Source organism: Prauserella halophila, assembly GCF_024171895.1.
GTDB classification, from domain to species: Bacteria; Actinomycetota; Actinomycetes; order Mycobacteriales; family Pseudonocardiaceae; genus Prauserella; species Prauserella halophila.
On sequence record NZ_JAMTCQ010000009.1, the window covers coordinates 1,297,401 to 1,322,943 of the forward strand.

General features: G+C 69.9%; 23 protein-coding genes. 15 read left to right on the plus strand and 8 right to left on the minus strand.

Annotated elements, in window-relative coordinates; translation table 11 throughout:
* Positions 1-96 precede the first annotated feature (96 nt).
* The 6 genes from LY41_RS12250 to LY41_RS12275 all read left to right on the plus strand — a co-directional run bounded on the left by LY41_RS12250 (position 97) and on the right by LY41_RS12275 (position 6,050).
* A complete protein-coding gene (locus LY41_RS12250; protein WP_253863985.1) occupies positions 97-459 on the plus strand; it encodes a hypothetical protein in 363 nt (120 codons plus the stop codon).
* Between the two features lie 38 nt (positions 460-497).
* Positions 498-2,009 (plus strand): sensor histidine kinase, encoded by a 1,512-nt coding sequence (locus tag LY41_RS12255; protein ID WP_253863986.1) that lies wholly within the window; start codon positions 498-500, stop codon positions 2,007-2,009.
* Positions 2,006-2,665 carry a response regulator transcription factor gene (locus tag LY41_RS12260; RefSeq protein WP_253863987.1) on the plus strand — a complete coding sequence of 220 codons (660 nt, stop codon included), beginning with the start codon at positions 2,006-2,008 and terminating at the stop codon, positions 2,663-2,665. The genes LY41_RS12255 and LY41_RS12260 overlap by 4 nt, the downstream gene beginning before the upstream one ends.
* Before the next feature lie 167 nt (positions 2,666-2,832).
* A complete protein-coding gene (locus LY41_RS12265) occupies positions 2,833-4,311 on the plus strand; it encodes a potassium/proton antiporter (RefSeq protein WP_253863988.1) in 1,479 nt (492 codons plus the stop codon).
* A gap of 42 nt (positions 4,312-4,353) precedes the next feature.
* Positions 4,354-5,127 (plus strand): signal peptidase II, encoded by a 774-nt coding sequence (lspA, locus tag LY41_RS23875; RefSeq protein WP_308292235.1) that lies wholly within the window; start codon positions 4,354-4,356, stop codon positions 5,125-5,127.
* Positions 5,124-6,050 (plus strand): RluA family pseudouridine synthase, encoded by a 927-nt coding sequence (locus LY41_RS12275; protein WP_253863989.1) that lies wholly within the window; start codon positions 5,124-5,126, stop codon positions 6,048-6,050. Before lspA ends, LY41_RS12275 begins: the two co-directional genes overlap by 4 nt.
* 33 nt (positions 6,051-6,083) lie before the next feature.
* On the opposite strand, the gene LY41_RS12280 is transcribed toward LY41_RS12275, so the two are convergent.
* A complete protein-coding gene (locus LY41_RS12280; protein ID WP_253863990.1) occupies positions 6,084-6,485 on the minus strand; it encodes an Lrp/AsnC family transcriptional regulator in 402 nt (133 codons plus the stop codon).
* Positions 6,486-6,586: 101 nt separating this feature from the next.
* Between LY41_RS12280 and LY41_RS12285 the strand changes: the two genes are divergently transcribed.
* The gene (locus LY41_RS12285) at positions 6,587-8,260 is read left to right on the plus strand and encodes a DUF885 domain-containing protein (protein WP_253863991.1); all 1,674 of its coding nucleotides are present in this window, start codon (positions 6,587-6,589) and stop codon (positions 8,258-8,260) included.
* 55 nt (positions 8,261-8,315) lie between these two features.
* On the opposite strand, the gene LY41_RS23630 is transcribed toward LY41_RS12285, so the two are convergent.
* A complete protein-coding gene (locus tag LY41_RS23630; protein WP_301296825.1) occupies positions 8,316-8,447 on the minus strand; it encodes a hypothetical protein in 132 nt (43 codons plus the stop codon).
* Positions 8,448-8,657: 210 nt separating this feature from the next.
* Here LY41_RS23630 and LY41_RS12290 point away from each other — a divergent pair, with 210 nt between their 5' ends.
* Positions 8,658-8,894 carry a hypothetical protein gene (locus LY41_RS12290; protein WP_253863992.1) on the plus strand — a complete coding sequence of 79 codons (237 nt, stop codon included), beginning with the start codon at positions 8,658-8,660 and terminating at the stop codon, positions 8,892-8,894.
* Here LY41_RS12290 and LY41_RS12295 read toward each other — a convergent pair.
* The 3 genes from LY41_RS12295 to LY41_RS12305 all read right to left on the minus strand — a co-directional run bounded on the left by LY41_RS12295 (position 8,891) and on the right by LY41_RS12305 (position 13,066).
* Positions 8,891-11,338 carry a glycoside hydrolase family 65 protein gene (locus LY41_RS12295; RefSeq protein WP_253863993.1) on the minus strand — a complete coding sequence of 816 codons (2,448 nt, stop codon included), beginning with the start codon at positions 11,336-11,338 and terminating at the stop codon, positions 8,891-8,893. The genes LY41_RS12290 and LY41_RS12295 overlap by 4 nt on opposite strands.
* Positions 11,335-12,060 carry a beta-phosphoglucomutase family hydrolase gene (locus tag LY41_RS12300; RefSeq protein WP_253863994.1) on the minus strand — a complete coding sequence of 242 codons (726 nt, stop codon included), beginning with the start codon at positions 12,058-12,060 and terminating at the stop codon, positions 11,335-11,337. The genes LY41_RS12295 and LY41_RS12300 overlap by 4 nt, the downstream gene beginning before the upstream one ends.
* A gap of 181 nt (positions 12,061-12,241) precedes the next feature.
* Positions 12,242-13,066: a PIG-L family deacetylase gene (locus LY41_RS12305; RefSeq protein ID WP_253863995.1), complete on the minus strand. Its 825-nt coding sequence runs from the start codon at positions 13,064-13,066 to the stop codon at positions 12,242-12,244.
* Between the two features lie 666 nt (positions 13,067-13,732).
* On the opposite strand from LY41_RS12305, the gene LY41_RS12310 reads away from it, so the two are divergent.
* Positions 13,733-14,143: an STAS domain-containing protein gene (locus tag LY41_RS12310; RefSeq protein WP_253863996.1), complete on the plus strand. Its 411-nt coding sequence runs from the start codon at positions 13,733-13,735 to the stop codon at positions 14,141-14,143.
* Between the two features lie 129 nt (positions 14,144-14,272).
* Entirely contained in the window at positions 14,273-15,016 is a 744-nt protein-coding gene (locus LY41_RS12315) for a class I SAM-dependent methyltransferase (RefSeq protein ID WP_253863997.1), read from the plus strand.
* 13 nt (positions 15,017-15,029) lie between these two features.
* Here the strand turns inward: LY41_RS12315 and LY41_RS12320 are convergent, their stop codons facing one another.
* Positions 15,030-15,419 (minus strand): DUF2237 family protein, encoded by a 390-nt coding sequence (locus LY41_RS12320; RefSeq protein ID WP_253863998.1) that lies wholly within the window; start codon positions 15,417-15,419, stop codon positions 15,030-15,032.
* A 160-nt stretch (positions 15,420-15,579) separates the two neighbouring features.
* Positions 15,580-15,837, minus strand: coding sequence for a winged helix-turn-helix domain-containing protein (locus LY41_RS12325; protein ID WP_253863999.1), 258 nt, complete (start codon positions 15,835-15,837; stop codon positions 15,580-15,582).
* 249 nt (positions 15,838-16,086) lie between these two features.
* Between LY41_RS12325 and LY41_RS12330 the strand changes: the two genes are divergently transcribed.
* Positions 16,087-16,968 (plus strand): hypothetical protein, encoded by an 882-nt coding sequence (locus LY41_RS12330; protein WP_253864000.1) that lies wholly within the window; start codon positions 16,087-16,089, stop codon positions 16,966-16,968.
* A 47-nt stretch (positions 16,969-17,015) separates the two neighbouring features.
* On the opposite strand, the gene LY41_RS12335 is transcribed toward LY41_RS12330, so the two are convergent.
* Positions 17,016-18,689, minus strand: a complete 1,674-nt coding sequence (locus tag LY41_RS12335; protein WP_253864001.1) for a GGDEF domain-containing protein — start codon at positions 18,687-18,689, stop codon at positions 17,016-17,018.
* A gap of 208 nt (positions 18,690-18,897) precedes the next feature.
* Here LY41_RS12335 and LY41_RS12340 point away from each other — a divergent pair, with 208 nt between their 5' ends.
* The 4 genes from LY41_RS12340 to metK form a co-directional block, all read left to right on the plus strand.
* Positions 18,898-20,586 carry an alkaline phosphatase D family protein gene (locus LY41_RS12340; protein WP_253864002.1) on the plus strand — a complete coding sequence of 563 codons (1,689 nt, stop codon included), beginning with the start codon at positions 18,898-18,900 and terminating at the stop codon, positions 20,584-20,586.
* Positions 20,583-21,938 (plus strand): alkaline phosphatase family protein, encoded by a 1,356-nt coding sequence (locus tag LY41_RS12345; RefSeq protein ID WP_253864003.1) that lies wholly within the window; start codon positions 20,583-20,585, stop codon positions 21,936-21,938. The genes LY41_RS12340 and LY41_RS12345 overlap by 4 nt, the downstream gene beginning before the upstream one ends.
* An 880-nt stretch (positions 21,939-22,818) precedes the next feature.
* Entirely contained in the window at positions 22,819-24,519 is a 1,701-nt protein-coding gene (locus tag LY41_RS12350; RefSeq protein WP_253864004.1) for a glycine/sarcosine N-methyltransferase, read from the plus strand.
* A gap of 67 nt (positions 24,520-24,586) precedes the next feature.
* The coding region (metK, locus tag LY41_RS12355; protein ID WP_253864108.1) for a methionine adenosyltransferase at positions 24,587-25,543 on the plus strand (957 nt) is incomplete at its 3' end.

The following is a 25,543-nucleotide window of genomic DNA, read 5'->3' on the forward strand; positions in this document are numbered from 1 at the left end:
GTGCCGGCCTGCCGAGCCGCCCGGGCGGGCCGGAGATGAAGACGTTTTCATCTCCGGCTCATCCGGGCTTCGCCGTTGCGGGGGAGGGTGGACGCCATGAAACCGACACCGAGGGCGCTGGCGCTCGTCGCCGTGCTGGCCCTTCCGGTCGCCGCGGTGGTCGTGACACTGCTGCTGCGCGGTTCCGGCGAGCCGGTCAACGAGCACCCGGTGGTCCGCATCGGCGGAGCCGACGGCTCGCGCAGTGAACTGCCGTCGCTCGGGTCCGACGACACCCTGCCGGCCTCGCCTGATCCGAGCTCCGGTTCCGACGGGCCGGAACGGCCGCCCCGGTCACCTGCGAATCCCCGGTCGACCCATGTCGTCCCGCCACCGCCGCCGGTCGATGACGACGACGATGACGACGACGAGGGAGACGACGACCGGGACGACGACCGGGACGACGATGACGACGACTGACCGGTTTCGCCGATCCCGGTCGCTCCGCACGGTGGCCGATGCCTGACGTCTTCGCCACGCAGGAGTTCGCTGGCCCCGGCGCCGGAGGCGGTGCCTCGAGTTCCGAGGGCAGGCCCTCGCCCGGACGCAGGCGGGGGACCCGGATCCCCGCCAGACTGCAGATCATGGGCTGGCTCGCCGCCGTCATGGCGGCGGGACTGGCCACGGTCGTGCTGCTGGTGGTCGAGTTTGAGTACCGCGCGATCGACGATCGGGTCAACGCCGCGCTGGCCCAGGACGCCCAGGAGTTCCGTCGGTTCGCCGAGGCGGGCCTGGACCCGATGACCGGCCGGCCGGTGACCGATCCGAACGACCTGTTCTATCGCCACCTGAGCAGTCAGTACCCGGACGACGCCGAGATCATGCTGGGTATCCGGCGCACCGGTGGCGGGATCGAGGCGATCCGGCAGGCCGACGAGACGTTCCGGGACGTCCGGCTCTCCGATGCGCTGCTGCGCGACATCGTCTCGCGCGACGACACCACGGGGACCGTGGCGACACCTGCCGGCGAGCTGCGCTGGCTGCGGGTCGAGGTGCTGCCCCGCCAGGGCGGCACCGAGGCGGATGCCTGGTTCGTCAGCGGATACTTCGTCGACGAGGTCAGGGCGGAGTCGAGCGCGACGGTGCAGACCCTGATCGTCGTCAGCGGCGTCGCGCTCGTGTTGGCCGCAGGGGTGTCGTGGTTGGTCGCGGGGCAGATTCTCGCTCCGGTCAACACGGTACGGAAGGCGGCGGGCCGGCTCACCGAGGCCGACCTGACGCGGCGGATCCGGGTCGAAGGCCGGGACGACGTCGCCGCGCTGGCCGAACAGTTCAACGCGATGCTGGACCGGTTGGAGCGGGCGTTCGACACGCGCAGGCAGTTCCTCGACGACGCAGGCCACGAGCTGCGCACCCCGATCACGATCGTGCGCGGGAATCTCGAGCTGATGGGCGACGATCCGGCCGAACGCGCCGAGGTCGTGCGCCTGTGCACCGGTGAACTCGACCGGATGGCGCGGATCGTGGACGATCTGTTGTTGCTCGCGAAGGCCGAGCAGCCCGACTTCGTCCATCCGGAATGGACGTCCGTGCCGGAACTGACGAGCGACATCGACGCGAAGGTGCGGGCGATCGCACCGCGCGGGTGGACACTCGAGGCGATCGGGGAGGGAGACGCCTGGGTCGACTCGCAGCGCGTCACCCAGGCGATGGTGCAGTTGGCGCAGAATGCGGTTCAGCACACCACCGAGGGTGCGGCGATCCGTATCGGTTCGGCCGTCGGCGGACAGTCCGTGTCGTTCTGGGTCAGTGACACCGGTCCCGGGCTGGAGGCCGGGGACGCCGACCGGATCTTCGACAGGTTCGTACGAGGCGGGGCCGGTGCCCGCGACGGTACGGGCGCCGGTCTGGGCCTGGCGATCGTGCAGGCGATCGCCGATGCGCACCACGGACAGGTGCGGGTGATGTCGGCACCGGGACAGGGTGCGACGTTCGGGTTCGAGTTGCCGCTGCGGGGAGGAGACCGATGAGCCGCATCCTGATCGCCGAGGACGAGGCGAAGATCGCCGCGTTCATCGAGAAGGGGCTGCGTTCCAACGGCTTCACCACGACGGTGGTCGAGGACGGCGATACCGCGCTCGCGCAGGTCGTGGCAGGCGAGTTCGATCTGGTGGTGCTCGATCTGGGGCTGCCCAAACGTGACGGTTTCGCCGTGCTGCAGGCGATGCGGCGCGCCCACGTGCACGTTCCCGTGATCATCCTGACCGCTCGCGACACCGTGCACGACACGGTCGCGGGTCTCGAAGGCGGCGCGGACGACTACATGACCAAGCCGTTCCGGTTCGAGGAACTGCTCGCGCGCGTGCGGCTGCGGCTGCGCTCGTCGGAGCGCGCGCCCGAGGTCACGGTGCTGCGGCACGGGGATTTGTCCCTCGACCTGCGGACCCGCCGTGCCGAAACCCCCGACGGGGTCATCGACCTCACGGCGCGCGAGTTCTCGCTGCTCGAGCTGTTCCTGCGGCATCCGGGCCAGGTCCTCTCGCGGGAGCAGATGCTCTCCCACGTGTGGGGGTACGACTTCGATCCCGGCTCCAACGTCGTGGACGTCTACGTGCGGACGCTGCGCCGCAAACTCGGCCAGGACCGCATCGTCACCGTGCGGGGCATGGGCTACCGCCTCGACTGACGGAGTGGCTCGACTGCCGGCGCCGAGGAGCCGACGCCGGGTGCGGCCGATGTCACCCGCCGCCCCGGCTGTGGCGGCCCGCGGCATCGCCGCCCGTTACCGTAATGCCATGAACGGCACACGGACCGTACGGTCACGCCGATAGACGACAGCGAGGGACAGACGGCATGGACGAGCTTCCGGTCATTCTCGGATCGGGCGCCATCGTCCTGCTCGCGTCGGTGTTCGCCGTTCGGTTCTCGATCCGGCTCGGGCTGCCGTCGCTGCTGATCTACCTCGGTATCGGGGTGCTGCTGGGCGAGTCCGGCCTCGGTATCGAGTTCGACAATCCCGAGATCACCCAGAGCCTCGGTCTCGCCGCGCTCGTGATGATCCTGGCCGAAGGCGGGCTGACGACGCGGTGGGAGGCGGTGCGGCCCGCGCTCGGCCCCGGAATCGCACTGTCCACACTGGCCATTGTCGTCACCGTTCTGGTGGCAGGGTCGGCGCTGCACTGGCTGCTCGACCTCGACTGGCAGGTCGCCTTCCTGTGGGGTGCCGTACTGGCCAGTACCGATGCGGCGGCCGTGTTCTCCATGCTGCGCGGATCGGGGATCAACCGGCGACTGTCGGGCACCCTGGAACTGGAGTCCGGTCTCAACGACGCGCCCGCCTACATCGCCGTGGTGCTGTTGGCAGGCGGTGCCGAGGTGGACTGGACATTGCCGCTGGTCGTGCTGTATCAGCTGGGTGCGGGCGCCGGGATCGGACTGGGGCTCGGCTGGCTCGGTGCCCAGGCGTTGCGGCGGATCGCGCTGCCCGCCACCGGCCTGTATCCGCTCGCGACGGTCGCCGTGTGCGTGGTCGCCTACTCGGCGGGCCAGCTCGGCCAGGCGTCGGGGCTGCTCGCGACCTACCTCGCCGGCCTCGTGCTCGGCAACGCACGGCTGCCGCACCGCGGTGACACACTGTCGTTCGCCGAGGGCCTCGGCTGGATGGCACAGATCGGCCTGTTCGTGCTGCTCGGGCTGTTCGCCTCGCCGGAGCGGCTGGTCGGCGGCCTCGTGCCCGGCCTCGTCGCCGGTGCGGTGGTCCTCCTGCTCGCACGGCCCGTGTCGGTACTGGTGTCGATGCTGCCGTTCCGGTTGCCGTGGCGGGAGCAGGTGTTCCTGTCCTGGGCGGGGCTGCGGGGTGCGGTACCGATCGTGCTGGCCACGATCCCGCTGGCCGAGGGACTGCCCGGAGCGCAGGGCCTGCTGGATGCCGTGTTCGTGATCGTCATCGGGTTCACCCTGCTGCAGGGAGCCCTGCTCAGCCCGGTCGCGCGACTGCTCGGGCTCGCGCGTACCGGCGAACCGGAGGAGCTCGACGTCGACGCGGCGCCACTGGACGAGCTCGGCGCGGTGCTGCTGCAGATCGAGATCCGCTCGGGGTCCCGGCTGCACGGCGTCTACCTGCGGGAACTGCGCCTGCCCACCGGTGCGGGCATGAGTCTGGTGGTGCGTGACGGGGCGAGCTTCACCCCCGGTTCCGGGACGCGGTTGCAGTCGGGGGACCGGCTGCTCGTGGTCACCACGAGCGAAGCGCGCAGCCGCGCCGAGCGCCGGCTCCGTGCCGTCGACCGAGCGGGGCCGCTCGCCACGTGGAAGGGCGAGTCCGGCGACTGACCGCCGACGAGGACCGGGGCGGCCGGGGTGGACAATGGACCGGTGAACCCCGAGCGTGAACCCGAGACCGCCACGTCCCGCGAGCCGGCGGGTACCGGCGGCCGCTCGCCCCGTTACGTCGTGCTGCTCGCGTCCGTGGCCGTGGTCGTCTATCTGATCGACCTGGTCACGAAGGTCGCCGCGACGGCCGCGCTGGAGGGCGAGGAACCGGTCCGCATTCTCGGCGGGTTCGTCCACCTGCAGCTCGTCCGCAACCCCTACGCCGCGTTCGGGATGGACTTCGGAGGCACGTGGATACTCGCGCTGGTCGCGCTCGCCGTCGTGGGCGTGATCGTCTGGTTCGCCAGGAAACTGCGGTCGACCGGCTGGGCGATCGGCCTCGGGCTCGTTCTCGCCGGTGCGCTCGGTAACCTGACCGACCGGGTGTTCCGCGCACCTGCCCCGATGGAGGGGCACGTGATCGACTTCCTGTCCGTGTTCGGTCCGGACGGCCGGTACTTCCCGGTGTTCAACGCCGCCGACTCGGCCATCACCATCGGCGCGGTACTGATCGTGGTGTTGTCCGTGCTCGGCAGGGACTACGACGGCACGATCACGCGCGGGCGCAAGCGCAACACCGACACCGACTCCGGCGACGCCGAAGCCGGCGACACCGATACCAACACCGATACCGACGCCGAATCGGCCGGGCCGGAGGCCGGTGCTCCTGCGGCCGCTCCCGACGCCGCTCCCGACGCCACGGATGCCGCGTCCGCCGCGGAGGACGGGACGCGGTCCGGCCGGGCCGCACGGACGAGCCCGGAGGAGGATGCATGAGCGCCCGGATGCTGCCCGTCCCGGACGGGCTGGACGGAATGCGGGTCGATGCCGGGCTGGCCAAACTGCTCGGCCTGTCGCGCACGGCCGTGGCCGACCTCGCCGGTAACGGCGACGTGGTCCTCGACGGAATGCCCGCGGCCAAATCGGACCGCCTCGTCGCGGGCGGTCTGCTCGAGGTCACGCTGCCCGAACCGGAGGCACCGCCGCAGGTGGTGGCCGAACCGGTCGAGGGGATGAAGGTCCTTCACGAGGACGACGACATCGTCGTGGTCGACAAGCCCGTCGGCGTCGCCGTGCACCCGAGCCCGGGCTGGGAGGGGCCGACCGTCATCGGCGGACTCGCTGCGGCGGGCCTGCGGATCTCCACTTCGGGAGCGGCGGAACGGCAGGGCGTGGTGCACCGCCTCGACGCGGGCACGACCGGCGTGATGGTGGTGGCCAAGAGCGAGTACGCCTACACGGCGCTCAAACGCGCGTTCAAGGAACGCACGGTGGAGAAGCGCTACCACGCACTGGTGCAGGGACATCCGGATCCGATGCGCGGCACGATCGACGCGCCCATCGACCGGCATCCGACCCGTGACTACAAGTTCGCGGTCGTGCAGGGCGGGCGGCCGTCGGTGACGCACTACGAGGTGATCGAGGCGTTCCGTGCGGCCTCACTGGCCGACGTCAAACTGGAGACGGGCCGCACCCATCAGATCCGCGTGCATTTCTCCGCGCTGCGGCATCCGTGTGTCGGCGACGCGACCTACGGTGCGGATCCTGCGCTGGCGAGCAAGCTCGGCGTGACGCGGCAGTGGCTGCATGCGCGGGCGCTCGGATTCGCCCACCCCGCCGACGGCAGGTGGGTCGAGTTCACGAGCGAGTATCCGGACGATCTCGCCCACGCACTGGAGATCCTGCGCGTCGAGTCCTGACTCGGTCCGGGGCCCGAGCAGGCGGAGCGGGTGTCAGGAGCCGTCGGGGCGGGTCCACGAGGCGCTCTGCGGCGGGCCCCACATGCTGATCACGGGGTCGACCGGCGGCTGCGAGCCGTCCGAACCGGACGGTCCGCCGGTTGCGGGAGCCCCCGCCGGTGGCGCGGCAGCCGGCGGCAGGGGGTTCGGTGCCGTGGGACCGGGCGGTCCGGGGCTCGATGCCGCCGGCGCCGCTGCGAGCGCGGAGCGCAGGCGAGTGCTGTCGGCTTCGACTCCGACCTGTAGCGGCAGGCCGTAGGCCGACAGGGACAGCAGTCGCCGAGCGGCCTCGCGGGGATCCAGGCCGGCGCGGGAGGCGATGTCGACGATCGACGCCCGGCCCAGGTCGGCAACAACCTGCAGCAGCCGCGCGTCGACGGGGTCGGTGACGGACACGCCGCCGACAATACCGTCGCCTCCTGCGCGCGCGGCCGCGGTCGAAACAGGCGGTCGAAACAGGCGGCCGGAGGGCGTGACAGCCGTTATCCTCGTCGTCCATGGATGACGTCGTGGCGCTCGCCGATGAGTACATGGACCTGATCTTCGATGCGAACCCGATGATGCCGGCGATTCTCGGGATCGATCCCGAGCGAGCGGGCCTCGAGGACCTCGGGGAGGAGGCGGAGCAGCGGCAGTGGCGCGCCCTCACGGACATCGTCACGCGCGCGAAGGCGATCGACCCGGCGCGGTTGACCGGCGAGAGCAGGACGACGCGGGAGGTGCTGATCGCATCGGCACAGGCCCGTCTCGAGACGCTCGACGCGAAGACCGTGGAGTTCTGCATCAGCGACGGGTTCCAGGCGCCGGCCACGGGTGTGCTGATGCTGCTGCCGATGACGCCCGTCACCACGGCGGGGCAGGCAGCCGCACAGCTCGACCGGCTCCGCGCCGTACCCGGGCACCTGGAGGCGGCTGCCGAGCGGCATCGCACCGGTCTCGGTGCCGGCCGCAGGCCCGTCACCCGCGGCGTGCGGAACGCGATCGCCCACATCGATCGTTATCTCGCCGATTCCCGTGCCGATCCGCTGCTGCGCCAGGAGGCACCCGCCGACTCACCCGACTTCGACGCCGAACGGGTGCGGATTCTCGAGGAGTTCGTCCGGCCCGCGTTCCGCCGGTACCGCGATGTGCTGGAAACAGAGATCCTGCCCCACGGCAGGCCCGACGAGGAGTCCGGGGTGTGCCACGTGCCCGGCGGGGAGACGATCTACCGTTCGCTGGCGCGGGTGCACACGACGACCGATCGCACCGCCGACGAGCTCCACGACACGGGCCTGCGGCTGATCGGCGAACTGGCGGGGGAGTACCGCGAGATCGGCGCGCGGGTCTTCGGCACCGACGATCTGCAGGAGATCTTCCGGCGACTGCGGACCGACGGTGAGCTGCGCTGGAACAACGGTGACGAGCTGCTGGAGGCGTCCCGGGCGGCCGTGGCGCGCGCGGAGCAGGCCACCCCGGAGTGGTTCGGCACGATCCCGCCGGAATCGTGCGTCGTGGAGCCCGTGCCCGAGGCGGAGGCACCGGGATCGGCGCCCGCGTACTACCTCGCGCCCGCCACCGACGGGTCACGCCCCGGCATGTACTTCGCCAACACGTACAAGGCGGAGGAGCGCTTCCGGCACACCGTCGAGGCAACCGCCTTCCACGAGGCTGTTCCCGGTCATCACTTCCAGATCAGCCGCGCACTGGGACTCACCGACCTGCCGCTGCTGCGCAGGCTCGGCGACTTCAACGCCTACACCGAAGGCTGGGGACTGTACGCGGAACGGCTGGCGCACGAGATGGGCCTGTACTCGGGCGACGTCGCGCTGCTCGGCATGCTGAGCAACGATTCGATGCGCGCGGGCAGGCTCGTCGTCGACACCGGGCTGCATGCGAAGGGCTGGAGCAGGCAGCAGGCGATCGACTACCTGCTCGAGAACACGCCGATGGCGGAGGTGGAGATCGTCTCCGAGGCCGACCGGTACATCAACTGGCCGGGGCAGGCACTGGCGTACATGGTGGGCAGGCTCGAGATCGAGCGGATCCGGGCGAAGGCCGAAGCAGCACTGGGCGCGTCGTTCGACATCCGTGCGTTCCACGACGTCGTCCTGGGCGGCGGTGGGTTGCCGTTGTCCGTGCTCGACGGGGTCGTCTCCGAATGGGCCGGAGCGGCCGAAGTGGCCTCGTAGCGGGCCGTGTTCCCGTGGCCGGTGGTCGGCCGTGAGGGTCAGCCGGAGGGCCGGGTCAGTCGGTGCCCGCCCGGACGCAGATGCCCGCACCCTTGTCGGTCATGCCGTCGGGGCAGCTGTGGGTCCGGTCGGGGCCGAGCAGCATCCCCGCGGTGATCAGGACGGCGAGCGTCAGCAGAGACGGCACACCGACAAGTGTCCACCAGCGGCGCAGGCAGGTGGCCCGGCCACAGGCCGGCATCTGCTCGGCGTGTGACGAGGCTTCGCCGCACTGGCACGGTGGCCACATCCGCTGACGACGTTTCCCCATGGCGCGCAGGATAGCCGCTGGGCCGTACGTCCGCGGGAGATGCCGGTGACGTCGACACGGCCACGGCGATGCGGGTACACCTCGGGTATGTCCGATCACCGCAATCCCGGCGACCCGGGGCCGGACGGCTCCGGGTCGCCGTGGCCGCAGTCGCCGGACGTGCCCGTACCGCCGCACCCGGATGCCGGCGGCGGCACCGAGGACGTGCCGGAACCGCCCAACCGCGACGAGGTGGACACCGGACTTCCCGGCCGCCGGCGTCGTGAGGTCCAGGACGCCGACGACGTCGACCCGGACGCCGGGGCGATCGAACCGCCCGACTAGGGGTCGTCCGCCGTCCGGTGCGCGGCGCCGGTGGCGTCGCCCTGCGCGGCGTCGGTGGCTGTGCCCGGCGAGGCGCCGGCATCGGCCGCCGGGAGCGGCCGACGTCGTGCCGGGCCGCGGCCCTCAGGCTGTGCCGGGCGCGGCGGGTCGGCCGGTTCGGGCAACGGAAGTGTGACCGCCTCGCCGGTCAGGGTGACCGTCTCACCGTGATGGAGGAACGAGACGGATTCGCCGTCGGTCGGCGTGTAGGTCGCTTCGCCCCGTCGTACGTCGACGCGGAACCGCGCGTGCCGGAAACACACGTGGAAGGTGATGCGCTCGAGGTCGGGCGGCAGCTGGGGCCGGAACGACAGGTTGCCGTCGTGATCACGCATGCCGCCGAAACCGGCGACGAGCGCGATCCACGCGCCCGCGAGCGAGGCGATGTGCAGGCCGTTGCGGACGTTGCCGTGGACGTCACGCAGATCCACGAGCGCGGCTTCGGCGAAGTAGTCGTAGGCCAGCTCGAGGTGCCCGCACTCGGCAGCCAGCACTGCCTGAGTGGCCGCCGACAAGGACGAGTCCCGCACGGTGAGCGCCTCGTAGTACGCGAAGTTGCGCCGCTTCTCCTCGTCGGTGAACGCGTCCCCGCGCAGGTGCATGGCCAGCACCAGGTCCGACTGCTTGACCACCTGCTTGCGGTAGAGGTCGAAGTACGGGAAATGCAGCAGCAGCGGGTAGGCCGACGCCGGTGTCGCCCGGAAGTTCCAGCGTGCGTGTTCGGTGAAGCGTTCGGCCTGCGGGTGCACCTCGAGCAGCTCGTCGTAGGGGACGAGCATCGCGTCGGCCGCCGCCAGCCATGCGGCGGTCTCGTGCCGGCCCACCGACAGTCGTGCGGCGACGTCCGGCTGCCGCGTACACGATGCGGCCGCTTCGAGCAGATTCCGCTGTGCCATCAGATTCGTGTAGACGTTGTTGTCCACAATGGCCGAGTACTCGTCCGGCCCGGTGACGCCGTCGATGCGGAACCCGCCGTGCGGATCGTGATGGCCCAGTGACATCCACAGCCGTGCGGTCTCGACGAAGAGCTCCGTGCCGTGGGCGCGTTCGAACTCGGCGTCGCCGGTGGCCGCGAGATACCGGGCCACGGCGTCGGCGATGTCGGCGTTGACATGGAAGGCCGCCGTGCCCGCGGGCCAGTAGGCCGAACATTCGTCGCCGTTGATCGAGCGCCACGGAAAGGCCGCTCCGCGCAGGCCGAGCTGTCGGGCGCGGTTGCGTGCCTTGTCGATCGTGGAGTGCCGCCAGCGGAGGGCATCGCCCGCGGCACCGGGAAGGGTGTAGGTGAGCGCCTGCGCGACGAACGTTTCGCTGTCCCAGAAGGCGTGCCCGTCGTAGCCGGGACCGGTCAGGCCCTTGCCGGGAATGGCGCGGCTCTCGCCGCGGGCACCGGCCTGCAGGACGTGGAACAGCGAGAACCGCAGCGCCTGCTGCAGCTCCGGATCGCCCTCGATCTCGACGTCGGCCGAGGCCCAGAAGTCGTCGAGGAACCGCCGCTGCTCGGCCAGCAGACCTTCCCAGCCGGTCTGCCGTGCCCCGGCGAGCGCCGCGTCGACCTGGGAGCGCAGCGCCGGGATCGAGCGCTGCGCCGACCAGCCGTAGCCGAGGTACTTCGTCAGCCGCAGGCTCCCGCCCTCGGCGACGTCGACCGCGACCGTCAATCGCGCGAGGTCGTCCTCGACGGTGATGTCGGTGCGCAGATCGCTGCCGCCGGGCGCCTCGATCTCGTGGTCCATCGCCGCGGCCATGCGCAGTCCGGACCGGCTCGTGCGATGGACCAGCACGGCGCGGTGGTCCGTTGCAGTCAGGTACTCGCCGTGCAGCGGTGCCTCGAGGGCCGCGGCCACCCGCGGGTCACCGGTTTCGGCCTCGATCGGATCGTTCGCCAGCAGGTCCGACTGCGCCACCAGCTGCAGCCCGCCGTCGAGCGGTTCGACCTCGTAACGGATCGCCACCACTGCGCGCTGCGTGAACGAGACCAGGCGCTCGCTGCGTACTCGCACGCGCCTGCCGGTCGGCGAGGTCCAGTTCGTCTCGCGCCGGAGTGTGCCGGACCGGAAGTCGAGTACCCGGTGATGCGCTGTCGTGTGCCCGTAGCGCAGGTCGAGCGGTTCGTCCTCGACGAGCAGCCGGATGATCTTGCCGTCGGTCACGTTGACGACCGTCTGGCCCGCCTCCGGATAGCCGTATCCCGCCTCGGCGTAGGGCAGTGGGTGCTCCTCGTAGAACCCGTTCAGATACGTGCCCGGCAGGCCGCGCGGTTCGGCCTCCTCGAACGTGCCGCGCAGGCCGATGTGCCCGTTGGACAGTGCGAACGTCGATTCGGTCTGGGTGAGTCCGCTCAGGTCGAGGCCGCGCCACAGCAGCTGCCACGGTGAGCATTCGTAACCGCGTGTCCCGGTCATGGCGGCACCTCCAGCAGGTCGGCGAGATCCCGGACGACGACGTCCGCGCCGTGCTCGGCCAGGGCGGCGGCCTGCCCGGCCCTGTCGACCCCGACGACGTGGCCGAATCCGCCCGCCCTGCCCGCCTCGACCCCGGCGAGCGCGTCCTCGAACACGGCTGCGGCCGCCGGCGCGGCTCCCAGCAGCCCGGCGCAGGCGAGGAACGCATCGGGGGCGGGTTTGCCGCGCAGCCCCTCCCGGGTGATCGTCTTCCCGTCGACGCGGGCCTGGACGAACTCGTCGAGGCCCGCGGCGCCGAGGACGTGTGCGGCGTTCGCCGACGAGGTGACGACGCCGATCGCGAGGCCCGCGGCACGCGCGGCCGTCAGGTACCGGACCGACCCTGGGAACGGCGTCACGCCCGACTCGTCGATGAGGCGCAGGACGAGAGCGTTCTTGCGTGCGCCGATGCCGTGGACCGTCTCCGTATCCGTCGGATCGTCCGGAGTCCCTTCGGGCAGGTCGAGGTCCCGAGAGGCGAGGAACGCGCGCACGCCGTCGAGCCGTGACCGGCCGTCGAGGTAGGTGGTGTAGTCCTCATCGGTGAACGGGGCGTGGCCGCGGCGGGCGAGCAGCTCGTCGAACGTGCGCCGCCACGCGGTCCGGTGCACCGACGCCGTGCTGGTGAGCACGCCGTCGAGATCGAACAGGCAGGCGGTGATCGCCGCGGGAAGGCCGATCATGTGCCTTCACGCTAGTGGACTCGCGGCGGTCCTGCCAGGTGCACGCCCGCGCACGGTCTGTCGGTGCTGTCGGTGCCCGGTCGAGGTTCCCGGACGTGGACGAGTCCGGCGGATCAGTTCGCGCCTGGCCTCGTCCGCGCGCGCCATGGCCCGCGGGCCGCAGCACTCGCCGCCCATGATCTCACCCGGACGTGTCCGCACCGGTCGTGACGGGCAGCTCCGCCATGAGGTCGGTCTCGGTGATGCCCGGTCCGCCGCCCGCGCGGATGAACCACTCCGTGCCGAAGGTGAACGCGAACGCCTCGTCGGGCATCGCGAGGAAGAACGACTGTTCGGCGATCTGACTCGCGTGCGCCCGCATGGCCGCGCGCTTGGCGTCGAGATACGGGGTCACGTCGACCGCCGCGGTGAGCACCGCTTCGGGGCTGCCGAACTCGGGTGCGGCGTCGACGTCCGGCAGTTCGATACCGGCGAGTTCCGGGTTCTCGGCGAGCTGTGCCATTCCGCGGAGCATCTGGTCGCGGTTCTGCGTGGCCTCGTAGACGCGTGGGGTGCCTGCGAGTTCGGCCGCCCGCAGGCCCACGCGGTGCACCTGGATGTGGTCGGGGTGGCCGTAGCCGCCGTGGGAGTCGTAGACGGTGAGCACCTCGGCGTCCTCCTCCCGGAGGATGTCGGCCAACCGCTGTGCGGCCTCGTCCACGTCGGCCTGCCAGAAGGAGCCGGTCTCGTCGTTGGAGGGTTCACCCATCATCCCGGAGTCGGTGTATCCGAGGAATTCCACGCGCGCGGCGCCGAGGAGGTCCGCGGCGGCACGGGTCTCGGCGACCCGGCGGCGCCACAGCGGTTCGCCCGGCTCGAGCACCCCGTCGGTCACCTCACCGAGTTCGCCGCGCGTGGCGACCACGAGCACCACACGATGTCCCTGGTCGGCGGCCATGCGCATCACGCCGCCGCACGTGATGCATTCGTCGTCCGGGTGCGCGTGAAAAGTCACCAGCGTTGCCATGGGAAACGACCGTAGTCGGTCCGGGTCGTCGTGGTTGCGGCGCCGTCGCCGCGGGTGCCGGGCACGCCCCGCGGTCCGGTGCGGAGCCGGCCGGTGCGGAGCCGGCCGGTGGCACAGGCCGTGGTTCGTGGCATCACCCCCGGTTCGGCGATTAATCGTAGAATTGAACGGTTTCGTGGGTTTCTTTCCGGACAGGGTCCATTATGGACAACTCACGGCCGGATGGGTCGAGGTGTTGAAGTTCGTTTGCGACGGGCGTACCGTTCTGAGCAGCGGCGTCGGGGTCGGTGATGCATCGCCGACAGGTGACGGTTGTCGACGATCTGCGCAGATTTCGCCGGGCGATTTCGGCTCGGGGTAGGCGAAATCGGGATGTTCGACTCCGATTCTGTCGGCCGCTGCGGGTATTCGTCATATCGCGGGGATATGGCGTGACTCCGGCGGCGGGCTCCGGTGAGCCACGAGCGACGGGCCGGGCGGAATGCCCGGGTGGAATGCCCGGATGGAATGCCGGGGTGAGGCGGTGCTGCCGGACACCACCGCGGGGTACCGGCGTCGAGCACGATGCCGCGGCGGGCCGGTGTCGGGGTCGCAGGACGGCCGGCGTCGGGGTCGGAGAACGTCGGGGTCGGAGAACAGAGTGTGGAATCCGGGGGAGGGACTTTCATGGAGACGGTCGTCGGGGCAAGATCGGGAGCGGGCACGATTTCGGCCACCGGTGTCGAGGTGGTGACCGAACCACGGCGTGCGGGGCTCGTGGTGATGCATGTGCTGGGGGAGATCGACCTGCTCGGAGTATCGCTGTTGCGCCCGTGTTTCGAACATCAGCTGCAGAATGTGCGGGCCCTCGTGCTCGACTTCACCGAGACGAGTTATCTCAGCGCGGCGGGGCTGTCGCTCCTGCTGCAGACCGGTGCCGATGCGCGATCGCGGAATATTCCGTGGGCACTCGCCGCGGCACGGCCGGTCCTGCGCCCGATCGAGGTCACCGGCTTGGAACGGCGGCTGCCCGTTTATCGCGAGGTGCCGCCGGCTGTCGATGCGGTGTTGGCGCCCGGACGGTCGATGTCCGCCTAGGGTGACGGCAGCCGGGACGTTGCGTCTCGCCTCACCGCTGTCGCCTCACCGCTGTCGCCTCACACCTGTCGTGTCACCGCTGTCGTCGACTGTGTCGGCGGCAGCGGCGTGCCCAGTACGGTCGCGCGCATGGACTCCACCGCGCTGCCCGACGCCGTGCGTCGCGTACTGCCACTGCTGACCACGGAACCGGCCCCGGTGTCGATCCGGGACGGGTACCTCGACCTGCTCGGCACGGAGGAGCGACGGCCGAGCGGTCCGGTACAGGCACTGTGGGAGTCGCGTGCGGGTACCGCCGTGTACGAGCCCGCGCAGGCCTTCGCCAGGAAGGTCGTCGCGCGGCTCCGCCCGCCGGCCGAGCGGCTGCACCTGCCCGAAGGCGGGACCGCCCTCGATGTCGGATGTGGTCCCGGAACGGTGACCGCGGAGCTGGGGCGGGATGTCGGAGGCGAGGGGGTCGCCATCGGCGTCGACGTGTCGCGGTCGATGCTGCGGCGTGCCGCGGGCGCCTGTGCCGCGCCGAACGTCGGATTCCTCCGGGCGGATGCCACGGAGCTGCCGCTGGGCGAGGCGAGCGTCGACGCCGTGACGTGCCTGATGGTGCTGCAGCTCGTGCACGACCGGCAGGCGGCGCTGGCCGAGTGCGCCCGGGTGGTCGCGCCGGGTGGTCGCGTCGCGGTCCTGCAGCCGGGCTATGCGGGACCGGGCGCCGACGCGGTGGCCGCCGCCGCGGGGCTCGCCGGGGTGCGGATGCCGGGGCACCGGGCGATCGCGGCCACGTTGCGAGCCGAGGGCATGACTGTCGTGGAAGCCGAGACGACGGCGCCCGTCGTGCGGGTGCTGGCCGAGAAGCCGGCGGCCGACCACGGCTGACGGCCGGGCCGGGTCAGAGCAGACTGCTCGGATCGGCCGGCACGTCGACCGCGTGTTCGCGAAGCACAGCCAGAGGGACGACCTCGGCGGCGCGTTCGTGCGTCGCGGCCAGCACGACCGGTGGTGCGGACCCGGCCTCGCGCGCCTGGAGCCAGCGATCGGCGCAGACGCACCAGCGGTCCCCGGGGGTGAGGCCGGGAAAGCCGAACTCCGGGCGCGGGTTCGTGAGGTCGTTGCCCCCGGCCTGTTGCTGGGCAAGGAACTCCGTCGTCACCACGGCGCACACGGAATGGTTGCCGGGGTCGTCGTCTCCGGTTTCGCAGCACCCCGTGCGGTAGTAGCCGGTCACCGGGTCGGTACCGCACGGTTGGAGCTCGTCGCCGAGAACGTTGCGCTCGCTCATGGTTCTACGGTGCCACGAGCGATGGCAGGGCGGACAGCGGCGCGCGCGAATACGCGTGAGGCAGGGCGGCGTCGGGGCGGTGTGCCGCGGCGCGCGCCCGATGGTGAGCGGTGACCGCCGCCGGGTGGTGACCGGTGGCGGGTCGTTCGGGATGGGTGACTCAATCGGGATGGGCGACGAACGTGCCCTTCGACTTGAGGGTCTGCACGAGTCCGCGCTCGCGCAGGATGCGGGTTGCCTTGCGGACGGTGTCGAGCGCGACGCCGTACTCCTCGGCCAGGGATCGCTCGCCGGGCACTCGTCGTCCGGGAGCCCATTCGCCGCTGGCGATGAGCCCGGCGAGGTGGTCGGCCAGTAGCTCGTATTCGTATCCGGTCTTGTTGTCCGGGTTGTACTTGCGTGGTGCGGGACCGCTCATGGGTTCGACATTAGAACGGTCCCGAGCTGCACGAAGTTGTGGAACGCGGCACACCGCGTCGGTCTGCGTCACACCATCAGGTAGCGCGCTGTGGCGCGCCCTGCTCGTTCCGTGCTAGCTTGTCGTTCGCCAGCGCGCATCGCGGGCCGCTCACCAGCGATGATGCGTGCCGGATCGGCCGGCCGTCCGGACGGTGCGAGTGGACGAGACGGCGCGAGTGGACAAGGTGTCAGGGAACGGGGACTGTTCGTGGGGATCAGTGGCAGAGCCGACCTGCCGTGGATGTCGTCGGCCGTCGACGAGACACGACGCCGGGGCGCCGTGCCCGGTCAGCACGACCCGGCGGGCGAGGCGGGCCACCGGCGTCAGGAGCAACTGGACGTCGAGGCGTGGGAAGTGCGGAGGCGGGGACGAACCGTGCGGCTGTGGAGCGCGGAGCTGCTGGTCCGGACGACGGCACGGGACGCCGGGGATGCAGCTTTCCGGCTGGTGACACTGGCGCACCCGTACCACCGGACCGGTCATGCTCCGCGGCTGTACTCGGTGGCGGGTCCGGTGCTGGGGCAGGCTCCGTCGGACGGTGTCGCCCCCGCCGGGCCGCGGAACGCGTGGCCGGGCGGGGACGCTGCCACCGGGGACGCGGCCACCGGGGAGGACGCGGAACGTGCACAGGCAGCCGGTCATGCGGCGGCCCTCGACCGCGCCGGCGGCGGTACGCAGCCGTCCCGGGCGGCAACGTTCCCCCTGGATCTGCCGTGCTGGCAGGCCTGGCAGCGGGTGTCGTTCCTGGCAGGGCCGGGGGATGCGCCTGCGCGTGCCGCCGAGCTCGCAGCGACCGTCGTCGGCCCGCTGGGGGAACCGGCGGCGGTCGTCACTCGGCTCGAACCTCAGGACGGCCGACGGGACCCGGTCGGCGGCCGCCTCGTACATCCGGCGTGCGACGCCGGGTCCGCCGGGATCGATGCGCTGTGGAACGACTTCGACGCGGTCGACGGGGGCCTGGGCGACCCGGGTGAGCCCGTCGCGCTGGCCGCGGTGTGCCTGGCCGCAGCGCGGGAACTGCGGGCGGAGTTCGGCCTCCGGCCGGATCGCCCGGTGCCGGCAGGCGGGCGGGTGGATATTCCGCGATGAGCCGTGCCGCGGGAGATGTCCCCGATCGGACCGGTGACGGAGGTCCCTCAGCCCGCGGACGCCGACGTCCCGGAGGCGCCGGGCGTGCCGCGGAGTACCTCGACGTGCCCGGTGCCCGGTCTTCCGCAGACCCAGCTCGATCCTGCGAGGTCCTTCGCGTGCTTCTTCAACGGCGCCAGCAGCCGGGAGATCTCGCCGTAGGACTCGATGGACCGTCGCGGGCACCGCAGCGTGGACAACGACACGGTCACCGGCATCCCGTCCGCCGACCAGCGCGTGTCCAGTATCGCGTCGGCGAGCGGGCGGATCGTGTCCTGCCCGCACGAGATGAGGAAGTCGTCACCACCGACGTGACTGACCGTCACTCCGCCCAGGTCGGTGGCGAGGCGCGTGAGCGCGCGCCCGATCGCGCGGATGACGTCGTCCCCCGCGGCGAAGCCGGCTGTGTCGTTGATCGTCTTGAACGAGTCGATGTCCAGCCAGCCGACCACGAGCGGTTCGTTCGCGGCGAGGCGCCGGTCGACGTCCCTGGCCACGGCGTCGCTGCCGGGGAGCCGGGTCAGCGGGTTCAGGGCTGCGGCCTGTTCCACCTTGGCTTCGGCCATGCCGCGGACGAGCTCGTGCATCAGTACGACCCCCTGGCAGCGGCCCGATTCGTCGATGACGACCACGTCGTCCGAGGCCCGGCCGGACTGCCCATCGCTGGCGAGGTCCAGAACCTCCAGCGTCGATGCCGAGTTGCGGATCACGTGCGGCGGGTCGGCGAGGCGCCGCGCCGGCCGGTGTGCGTGGAGCGCGTGACCGAACGGGCCGGTGACGGCGAGCAGGAAGCGGGTGCGGTCGATCGACCAGCGGGGTTTGCCGTCGGCATCGACGCCGACGAGGCCGCTGAGCGCGACGTCGTCGACGAGGACCGTGCGGACCTCGTCGCACGTGGCGTCGGCGGACACGGTCCGTGCCGGGCGGAGGAAGTCCTTGATCCCGGGTGTTCCGCCGGACGGGTAGGAGTCACGGCCAGAGTGGGCCGGAGCGATGGCACCGGCGGGTACGGAGCCCGCGCCTGCCGGCGCGAACAGGTTCCCTTGGACGAGGCCGATACCGAGTCCGCGCACCGTGTCCAGCTGCGTCTCGGTCTCGACCCCGGTCGCCACGAGTCGTACGCCGGTGCGGTCGGCGAAATGCACCAGCGCTTCGGTCAGCGCCGTCGTCGGGGTGTCGTCCGGCAGCTTGCCGAGGGAGCTGCGGTCCAGCTTCACCATGTCGGTGCGGGAATCGGCGAGCAGGTTGAGCGGGAGGTCGGCGGCGCCGACTCCGTCGAACGCGAGGCGGAATCCGTGCGCGGCCAGCCGGTTCAATCCGTCGAGCAGTGCCGCGGGCGGAGCCGTGTGGAACGGCGGGCCGACTTCGAAGACGATGTCGTGGGGCCTGCGCCCCGTCTCCCGGAGCGCGGTGAGCAGCGGTTCCAGCGAGGACGAGGGGGAGGCGGCCGTCAGCGCCGTGATGTTGAGATGCAGCGGCAGCCGCGTGGCGTGGTGCTCGGCTTCGTCGACGGCGCGGGCGGCGAGGCCCGTATCGGCCTGGACGAGCCTGCCCAGGCGCATGGCCGATTCAAGCAATTCGCTTATGCGCCCCGAGGCCGGACGGGCAAGCGCTTCCACAGCGACTGCACTCCCCGTGTGCAGGCTGTAGAGCGGTTGGAACGCGAATTGAACCTGGTTCACACCGACTCCTGTCCGTCCGAATCCGGGTGTGTCCGGACCGACTCAGCGAACAGTCGGCCGATACTTACACAAGCATGCTGGACCCGGCAAGCATGACGGTCACACCCGACTGTCGGTTCCCGGCCGTCCGGGCGAAATCTGGTTGAACGAAACGGTTGCACCCGTGACACGACGGGGTGCCGTCCTCAAGAGTGCCAGCGTGAACACGATGAACCGAAGACAGGTGCTGCGAACGGGTTCACTGGCCGCCGTGGGTGGGGCCGCACTCACAGGGCCCGCCGTGGCGGCCGGGGCCGAGCAGCCGTTCCGGCACGGGGTGGCCTCCGGCGATCCGTTGCCCGACAGCGTGCTGCTGTGGACGCGCCTGACCCCGTCGGCCGACGCGACACCCGGTTCGGGCAGGGGAGTGGAGTCGGTCGTCCGGTGGGAGATGGCCCGCGACGCGGGGTTTCGCCGGATCGCCGCCCGCGGCCGGGTCCCGACCGGCCCCGGCCGGGACCACACGGTCAAGGCCGATGTCACCGGCCTCGAGCCGGACACGTGGTACTACTTCCGCTTCTCCTGGCGGGGCGCCACATCGCCCGTCGGCCGGACTCGCACCGCCCCCACTGCCGGCAGCGCAGTGCGGAGTCTGCGCTTCGGGGTGGTCTCGTGTTCGAACTGGCAGGCGGGCCACTTCGCCGCGTACCGGCACCTGGCCGAGCGTGGAGACCTCGACCTGGTCATCCATCTCGGCGACTATCTGTACGAGTACGGGGCCGGATCCGGTGTGCCGCGCCGCCACGATCCCCCGGTCGAGATGACGACGCTGGAGCACTATCGCCGGCGGCACGCGCAGTACAAGACGGACCCGTCGTTGCAGGCGCTGCACGCGGCCGCGCCGTTCGCCGTGACGTGGGACGACCACGAGTCGGCCAACGACGCCTGGGCGGGCGGAGCCGAGAACCACACCGAGCCGGACGAGGGTACGTGGGCCGACCGCAGGGCGGCGTCCCAGCAGGCGTACGCGGAGTGGATGCCGGTGCGCTACGAACCCGGTGGCACCCTCTACCGGAGGCTGACGTTCGGATCACTGGCCGAACTGTCCATGTTGGACTTGAGGTCCTATCGCAGTGAGCAGGTGGCGCATCCGTTCGACGGCGGAATTCATGACGGCGAACGCACCATCACGGGCAGGGAGCAGCTGGACTGGCTCACGTCGGGACTCACGACCGCGACCGCACAATGGAAGCTCGTCGGGAACTCGGTGATGATCTCGCCCGTGCAGTTTCCGTCCACATTGACCACCCGGGAGTTCGGGGCGATCACGGAACTCGTCGGTCCCGTCGAAGGGGTTCCGTATAATGTGGACCAATGGGACGGGTACACGTCCGACCGGGCGGCGGTGTTGCGGGCGCTGCGCGACCACGGTGTGTCCGGCACCGTGTTCCTGACCGGCGATATTCACTCGGGCTGGGCCGCGGAGCTTCCGGCGGATCCGCTGACGTACCCGCTCAGCGGTGATGCCGTCGCGACCGAGCTGGTCTGCACCTCGGTCACGAGCGACAACCTGGACGACTACCTGAACGTGCGGCCCCGCACGCTGTCGCTGGTCGTCGAAGCGGCCATCAAGCTGGCGAACCCGCACGTGAAATACCTCGACTTCGACTCGCACGGGTTCTCGGTCCTCGACGTCACGCCCGAACAGGTGCGCATGGACTGGTTCCGGCTCGCCGACCGTGCCGATCCCGCCAGCGCTGCCGAGGTCACCGCTTCCTACCGCGTGCCTGCAGGTACCGGCGGCCTCGAGCGCGCCCCGCGGTCGATGGACGGGATCGTCCCGCGGTACGAGGCCGCGACCGAACACGCACGCGCCGACGCACGCAGCCGAGCCCTGGCACGGCAGGAGGAACGATGAACGACGAGAACACCGCCCCCGCTGCCGCACCGCGCCATGGCGTCGATGCGTCCCGGCGGCGGTTCCTGCGGGTCGCGACGACGACCGGTGCCGCGATCGTGCTGTCCACCGCGGCGGGGGCGCCGGCCGTGTCGGCGGCCCGGAGCGGAGGGCACGGCCCGGGCGTGGCGGGCGAGAAGGACCTGCGGGTCTACGTGCTCGTCGTCGACGGGCTACGGCCCGACGAGATCGACCCCGGTGTGACGCCGAACCTGTACGCACTGCGTGCCGAGGGGACGCACTTCCCGCAGGCGCGTGCACTGCCGGTGACGGAGACACTGCCTAACCACGTGATGATGATGACCGGCGTACGGCCCGACCGGTCGGGTGTGCCTGCCAACGACGTCTACGACCGTGACGAGGGTGTGGTGCGCACGCTCGACCGGCCGTCGGACATCCGCGTGCCGACCCTGCTCGAGCGGGTCGCGGGCACGGGCCGGGTGAGCGGCAGTGTGCTCAGTAAGGAGTACCTGTACACGATCTTCGGGGATCGGGCGAGTGTTCGCTGGGAACCGGAGCCGCTGATTCCGGTCACCGACCATGCGCCGGACCTGGCGACCAAGTGCGCGTTGTCGGCGATGGTGGACGAGACGGATCCGGACCTCGTCTTCGTCAATCTCGGTGACGTCGACCGGGTGGGCCATGCGGACCTGACCGGCACGTCGCTGGGACTGTTGCGGACGGGCGCACTCGCTGCCACGGATGCGCATGTCGGCCGGTTCGTCGACGAGCTGCGCAGCAGCGGCCGCTGGTCTTCGAGCGTGGTCATGGTGATCGCGGACCACTCGATGGACTGGTCGCACGGGCACAAGATGATCTCACTGCAGGCGCCGCTGGAGGCGGACGAGGCACTGGCGGGCAAGGTCGCGATCGCGCAGAACGGCGGAGCGGACCTGCTGACCTTCACCGGCCCGGAGTCCGAACGCGGCGCGGCCGTGGCGCGGATGCGGGAGATCGCCCTGGCCACGTCGGGGGTGCTGTCGGTGCACTCGCCCGCGAAGCTGCGGCTCGCACCGGACGGTGCGGACCTGGTCGTGTACTGCGAGGCGGGATGGCGCTTCTCCGACCCGACGCCGATATCGAACCCGATCCCGGGTAACCACGGTCACCCGGCGACCGAGCCCATCCCGTTCTTCGTCGCGGGCGGGCATCCACGGGTACGCAAGGGGGTGACGTCCTCGGCTCCGGCGACGACGGTCGACGTGGCACCGACAGTGGGCGAGCTGTTCGCGTTGCCGCCGGTCGCAGGCGGTTACGACGGTGCGACGCGGCACGAGGCGCTATTTTCAAGATCCGGGTCGGCCATCTCATAGAAGTTCCGATTCACCGAATCCGAATTGGCGGCAGTGATGACCTCGGTCACCGGAATTGTGTCCGCAAGCACACTCGTGAATCGCACATCGTGCAGGTTGCATTGTTTCGCCACGATGTCAAGGCGGCAACGGAACGATAACGGTACTACATTTTGACAATCTTGGGCGGTGCACCGGCGATGTCCGGCGGCGCTCCCGCGGTGATTCGGTGATCGCCTCGGCAGGTATCGTTGTTGAGTAATGCGCAACGCGTTGTCGGATACGCTACGAACTCGAATCTTGTATCATTGATCAGGCTCACGGGCTAGAGCTGCGGCGAAATCCGCGCTGAAATGCACACTGGGTAGTTCTGCTTGGTCCGAACGTGTCGGTGTGTTGCGGACGTCACAAAACCCTTGGCGGTGTAACGCGGGGGTGGTTGCGCATTGCGCGCATCAGCCCTCCGACCTGGCAGAACGCAGCTCGCCGCGGCGTCGTGAGCGCGGCTCGTGCGGCCGCGAAGCGTCGCTCGCGCGGTATACGAGGGGTGAAAATTCACGTCACGCCACGGACCCATTGATCGAACGGCGAGTTTGTGAATAGATTGAGTCTCAGGCGGTTTGCGCGGGATCAGTGCGGATACGGCGCAATTCCGCCCAGTCGGGGCGAAGGGCCGCGTCAGGTGTGACGCGCGTTACTCGGGCTGCGCACAATGCGCGCCGCGGGCCGATTTGAACCGCGATCGATACGTCGCGTCGTCGGCCCGGATCTTTCTCCGCCCTTCCCCGATGTGTTCGCGGCCGTATCTCCGCACGTGACGTGCGCCGAGAGGTGGGACGAGACTGCGGTGAGTCGGCCACGGACGATCAAGCACCGATCCGCCGAACGTGGAGGGAACCCAATGCAGGAATCAACGGCTGGCACCACCGATGCGCAGGCCGAAGTCGCAGAGAAGAGCCGCGCCGACGCGCATCCCGACCAGGCGTTCGGTTCCGACCCGCTGGCCGTCCGGGAGAGCGACCACTACGCCGAGGAGTACAACGAGGGCTTCGTCGACAAGTGGGACGAGCTGATCGACTGGCGTGGCCGGTACGAGAGTGAAGGCAGCTTCTTCGTCGACCTGCTCCGCAAGCACGGCGTCGAGTCGGTACTCGACGCCGCCGCGGGGACGGGCTTCCACTCCGTGCGCATGCTCGAGGCGGGCTTCGACACGACGAGTGTCGACGGCGCCGCCGAGATGCTGGCGAAGGCGTTCGAGAACGGCAAGCAGTACGGCGACTACGTCCTGAAGGTCGTGCACTCCGACTGGCGCTGGCTGAGCAAGGACGTCAAGGGCAAGTACGACGCGATCGTCTGCCTGGGCAACTCCTTCACGCACCTGTTCGACGAGAACGACCGTCGTAAGGCGCTGGCCGAGTTCTACTCCGTGCTCAAGCACGACGGCATCCTGATCATCGACCAGCGCAACTACGACTCGATCCTCGACGACGGGTTCTCGAGCAAGCACACGTACTACTACTGCGGTGACCAGGTCAGCGCCGAGCCGGAGTACGTCGACGACGGTCTGGCCCGTTTCCGGTACGAGTTCCCGGACGGCTCGCTGTACCACCTCAACATGTTCCCGCTGCGCAAGAACTACCTGCGCCGCCTGCTGCGTGAGGTCGGCTTCCAGCAGATCGACACGTACGGCGACTTCCAGGAGGCCTACGGCAGCGACAACGCGCCGGACTTCTTCGTGCACGTTGCGACGAAGGCGTACCTGGAGAACACGATGACGGAGAACTACTCGAGTGCGGTCAACACCGCTCGCGAGTACTACAACTCCGAGGACGCCGACAACTTCTACTACAACGTCTGGGGCGGCACCGACATCCACGTCGGCCTGTACCAGTCGGAGACCGAGGAGATCGCCGCCGCCAGCCGTCGCACGGTCGAGCAGATGGCGAACACGCTCGACCTGACCAAGGGCCAGAAGGTGCTCGACCTGGGTGCCGGCTACGGCGGTGCGGCCCGCTACCTGGCCGAGACCTACGGCGTCCACGTCACGTGCTTGAACCTCTCCGAGGTCGAGAACGAGCGCAACCGCCAGTTCAACAAGGAAGCGGGCCTCTCCGAGCTGATCGACGTCGTCGACGGCGACTTCGAGAACCTGGCGTTCAACGACAACGAGTTCGACGTCATCTGGTCGCAGGACGCGTACCTGCACAGCGGTGACCGCGTCCGCGTGGTCGAGGAAGCGGTGCGCGTGCTCAAGCCGAACGGCGAGATGGTCTTCACCGACCCGATGGCCGCGGACGGCTGCGACACGTCCGCGCTGCAGCCGATTCTCGACCGGCTTCACCTCGACAGCCTCGGCTCGCCCGCCTTCTACACGAAGGAGCTGAAGCGCCTGGGTATGGCGTCGGTCGAGTTCGACGACCACACCCACCAGCTCGCGAACCACTACGGTCGCGTACTGGCCGAGCTGGAGAAGCGGGAGACCGAGCTGGCCGGCACGATCAGCCAGGACTACCGCGACCGCATGAAGCTCGGCCTCCGGAACTGGGTTGCCGGCGGCAAGTCCGGCAACCTCGCGTGGGGCATCTTCCACGTCAAGGCGTGATCCGGCGCCGCATCGCAAGCAAGTTCACGAGACACAAGTAAGACCGCTCCCGTCGACAGAAGGAAGCATTGTGAGTACAGGCAGGTTGTTCACGAGTGAGTCGGTGACCGAGGGTCACCCGGACAAGATGTGTGACGCGATTAGCGACACGATTCTGGATGCGATGTTGGCGCAGGATCCGCGGTCGCGGGTCGCGGTGGAAGCGATGATCACGACTGGTCAGGTGCATGTGGCCGGTGAGGTGACGACGGCGGCGAACGTGGATGCGACGGCGTTGATTCGTCAGGCGGTGTTGGACATCGGTTATGACTCCTCGGAGAAGGGCTTTGATGGCGCTTCGTGTGGTGTGAGTGTGTCGATCGGTGCGCAGTCGCCGGATATTGCGCAGGGTGTGGACACGGCGTATGAGTCGCGTCTGGAGAATGCTCTGGATGATCTGGACAAGCAGGGTGCCGGTGATCAGGGGTTGATGTTCGGGTATGCCTGCTCGGACACGCCGGAGTTGATGCCGTTGCCGATCGCGTTGTCGCACCGGTTGTCGTTGCGGTTGTCGCAGGTGCGGAAGAACGGCACGGTGCCGTATTTGCGTGCGGATGGGAAGACGCAGGTCACGATCGAGTACGACAAGGACAAGCCGGTCCGGTTGGACACGGTGGTGTTGTCGTCGCAGCATGCTGAGGGTATCGATCTGGACAAGCAGCTTGCGGCGGATGTGCAGAAGTATGTGATTGATCCGGAGATCGAGGATCTGGGTCTGCAGGCCGAGAACCCGAACATTTTGATCAATCCGACGGGCCGGTTCGTGGTCGGTGGTCCGATGGGTGATGCGGGTCTGACGGGTCGGAAGATCATTGTCGACACGTATGGCGGGATGGCCCGTCATGGTGGTGGCGCGTTCTCGGGTAAGGACCCGTCGAAGGTGGACCGGTCCGCGGCGTATGCGACGCGGTGGGTGGCCAAGAACGTGGTGGCTGCCGGTCTGGCGGATCGGGCCGAGGTGCAGGTCGCCTATGCGATCGGTAAG

Coding starts and splice junctions, on each gene's coding strand:
- LY41_RS12250 (WP_253863985.1), top strand. CDS start 97: ATGAAACCGACACCGAGGGCGCTGGCGCTCGTCGCCGTGCTGGCCCTT.
- LY41_RS12255 (WP_253863986.1), top strand. CDS start 498: ATGCCTGACGTCTTCGCCACGCAGGAGTTCGCTGGCCCCGGCGCCGGA.
- LY41_RS12260 (WP_253863987.1), top strand. CDS start 2,006: ATGAGCCGCATCCTGATCGCCGAGGACGAGGCGAAGATCGCCGCGTTC.
- LY41_RS12265 (WP_253863988.1), top strand. CDS start 2,833: ATGGACGAGCTTCCGGTCATTCTCGGATCGGGCGCCATCGTCCTGCTC.
- LY41_RS12275 (WP_253863989.1), top strand. CDS start 5,124: ATGAGCGCCCGGATGCTGCCCGTCCCGGACGGGCTGGACGGAATGCGG.
- LY41_RS12285 (WP_253863991.1), top strand. CDS start 6,587: ATGGATGACGTCGTGGCGCTCGCCGATGAGTACATGGACCTGATCTTC.
- LY41_RS12290 (WP_253863992.1), top strand. CDS start 8,658: ATGTCCGATCACCGCAATCCCGGCGACCCGGGGCCGGACGGCTCCGGG.
- LY41_RS12295 (WP_253863993.1), bottom strand. CDS start 11,338: ATGACCGGGACACGCGGTTACGAATGCTCACCGTGGCAGCTGCTGTGG.
- LY41_RS12300 (WP_253863994.1), bottom strand. CDS start 12,060: ATGATCGGCCTTCCCGCGGCGATCACCGCCTGCCTGTTCGATCTCGAC.
- LY41_RS12305 (WP_253863995.1), bottom strand. CDS start 13,066: ATGGCAACGCTGGTGACTTTTCACGCGCACCCGGACGACGAATGCATC.
- LY41_RS12310 (WP_253863996.1), top strand. CDS start 13,733: ATGGAGACGGTCGTCGGGGCAAGATCGGGAGCGGGCACGATTTCGGCC.
- LY41_RS12315 (WP_253863997.1), top strand. CDS start 14,273: ATGGACTCCACCGCGCTGCCCGACGCCGTGCGTCGCGTACTGCCACTG.
- LY41_RS12320 (WP_253863998.1), bottom strand. CDS start 15,419: ATGAGCGAGCGCAACGTTCTCGGCGACGAGCTCCAACCGTGCGGTACC.
- LY41_RS12325 (WP_253863999.1), bottom strand. CDS start 15,837: ATGAGCGGTCCCGCACCACGCAAGTACAACCCGGACAACAAGACCGGA.
- LY41_RS12340 (WP_253864002.1), top strand. CDS start 18,898: ATGAACCGAAGACAGGTGCTGCGAACGGGTTCACTGGCCGCCGTGGGT.
- LY41_RS12345 (WP_253864003.1), top strand. CDS start 20,583: ATGAACGACGAGAACACCGCCCCCGCTGCCGCACCGCGCCATGGCGTC.
- LY41_RS12350 (WP_253864004.1), top strand. CDS start 22,819: ATGCAGGAATCAACGGCTGGCACCACCGATGCGCAGGCCGAAGTCGCA.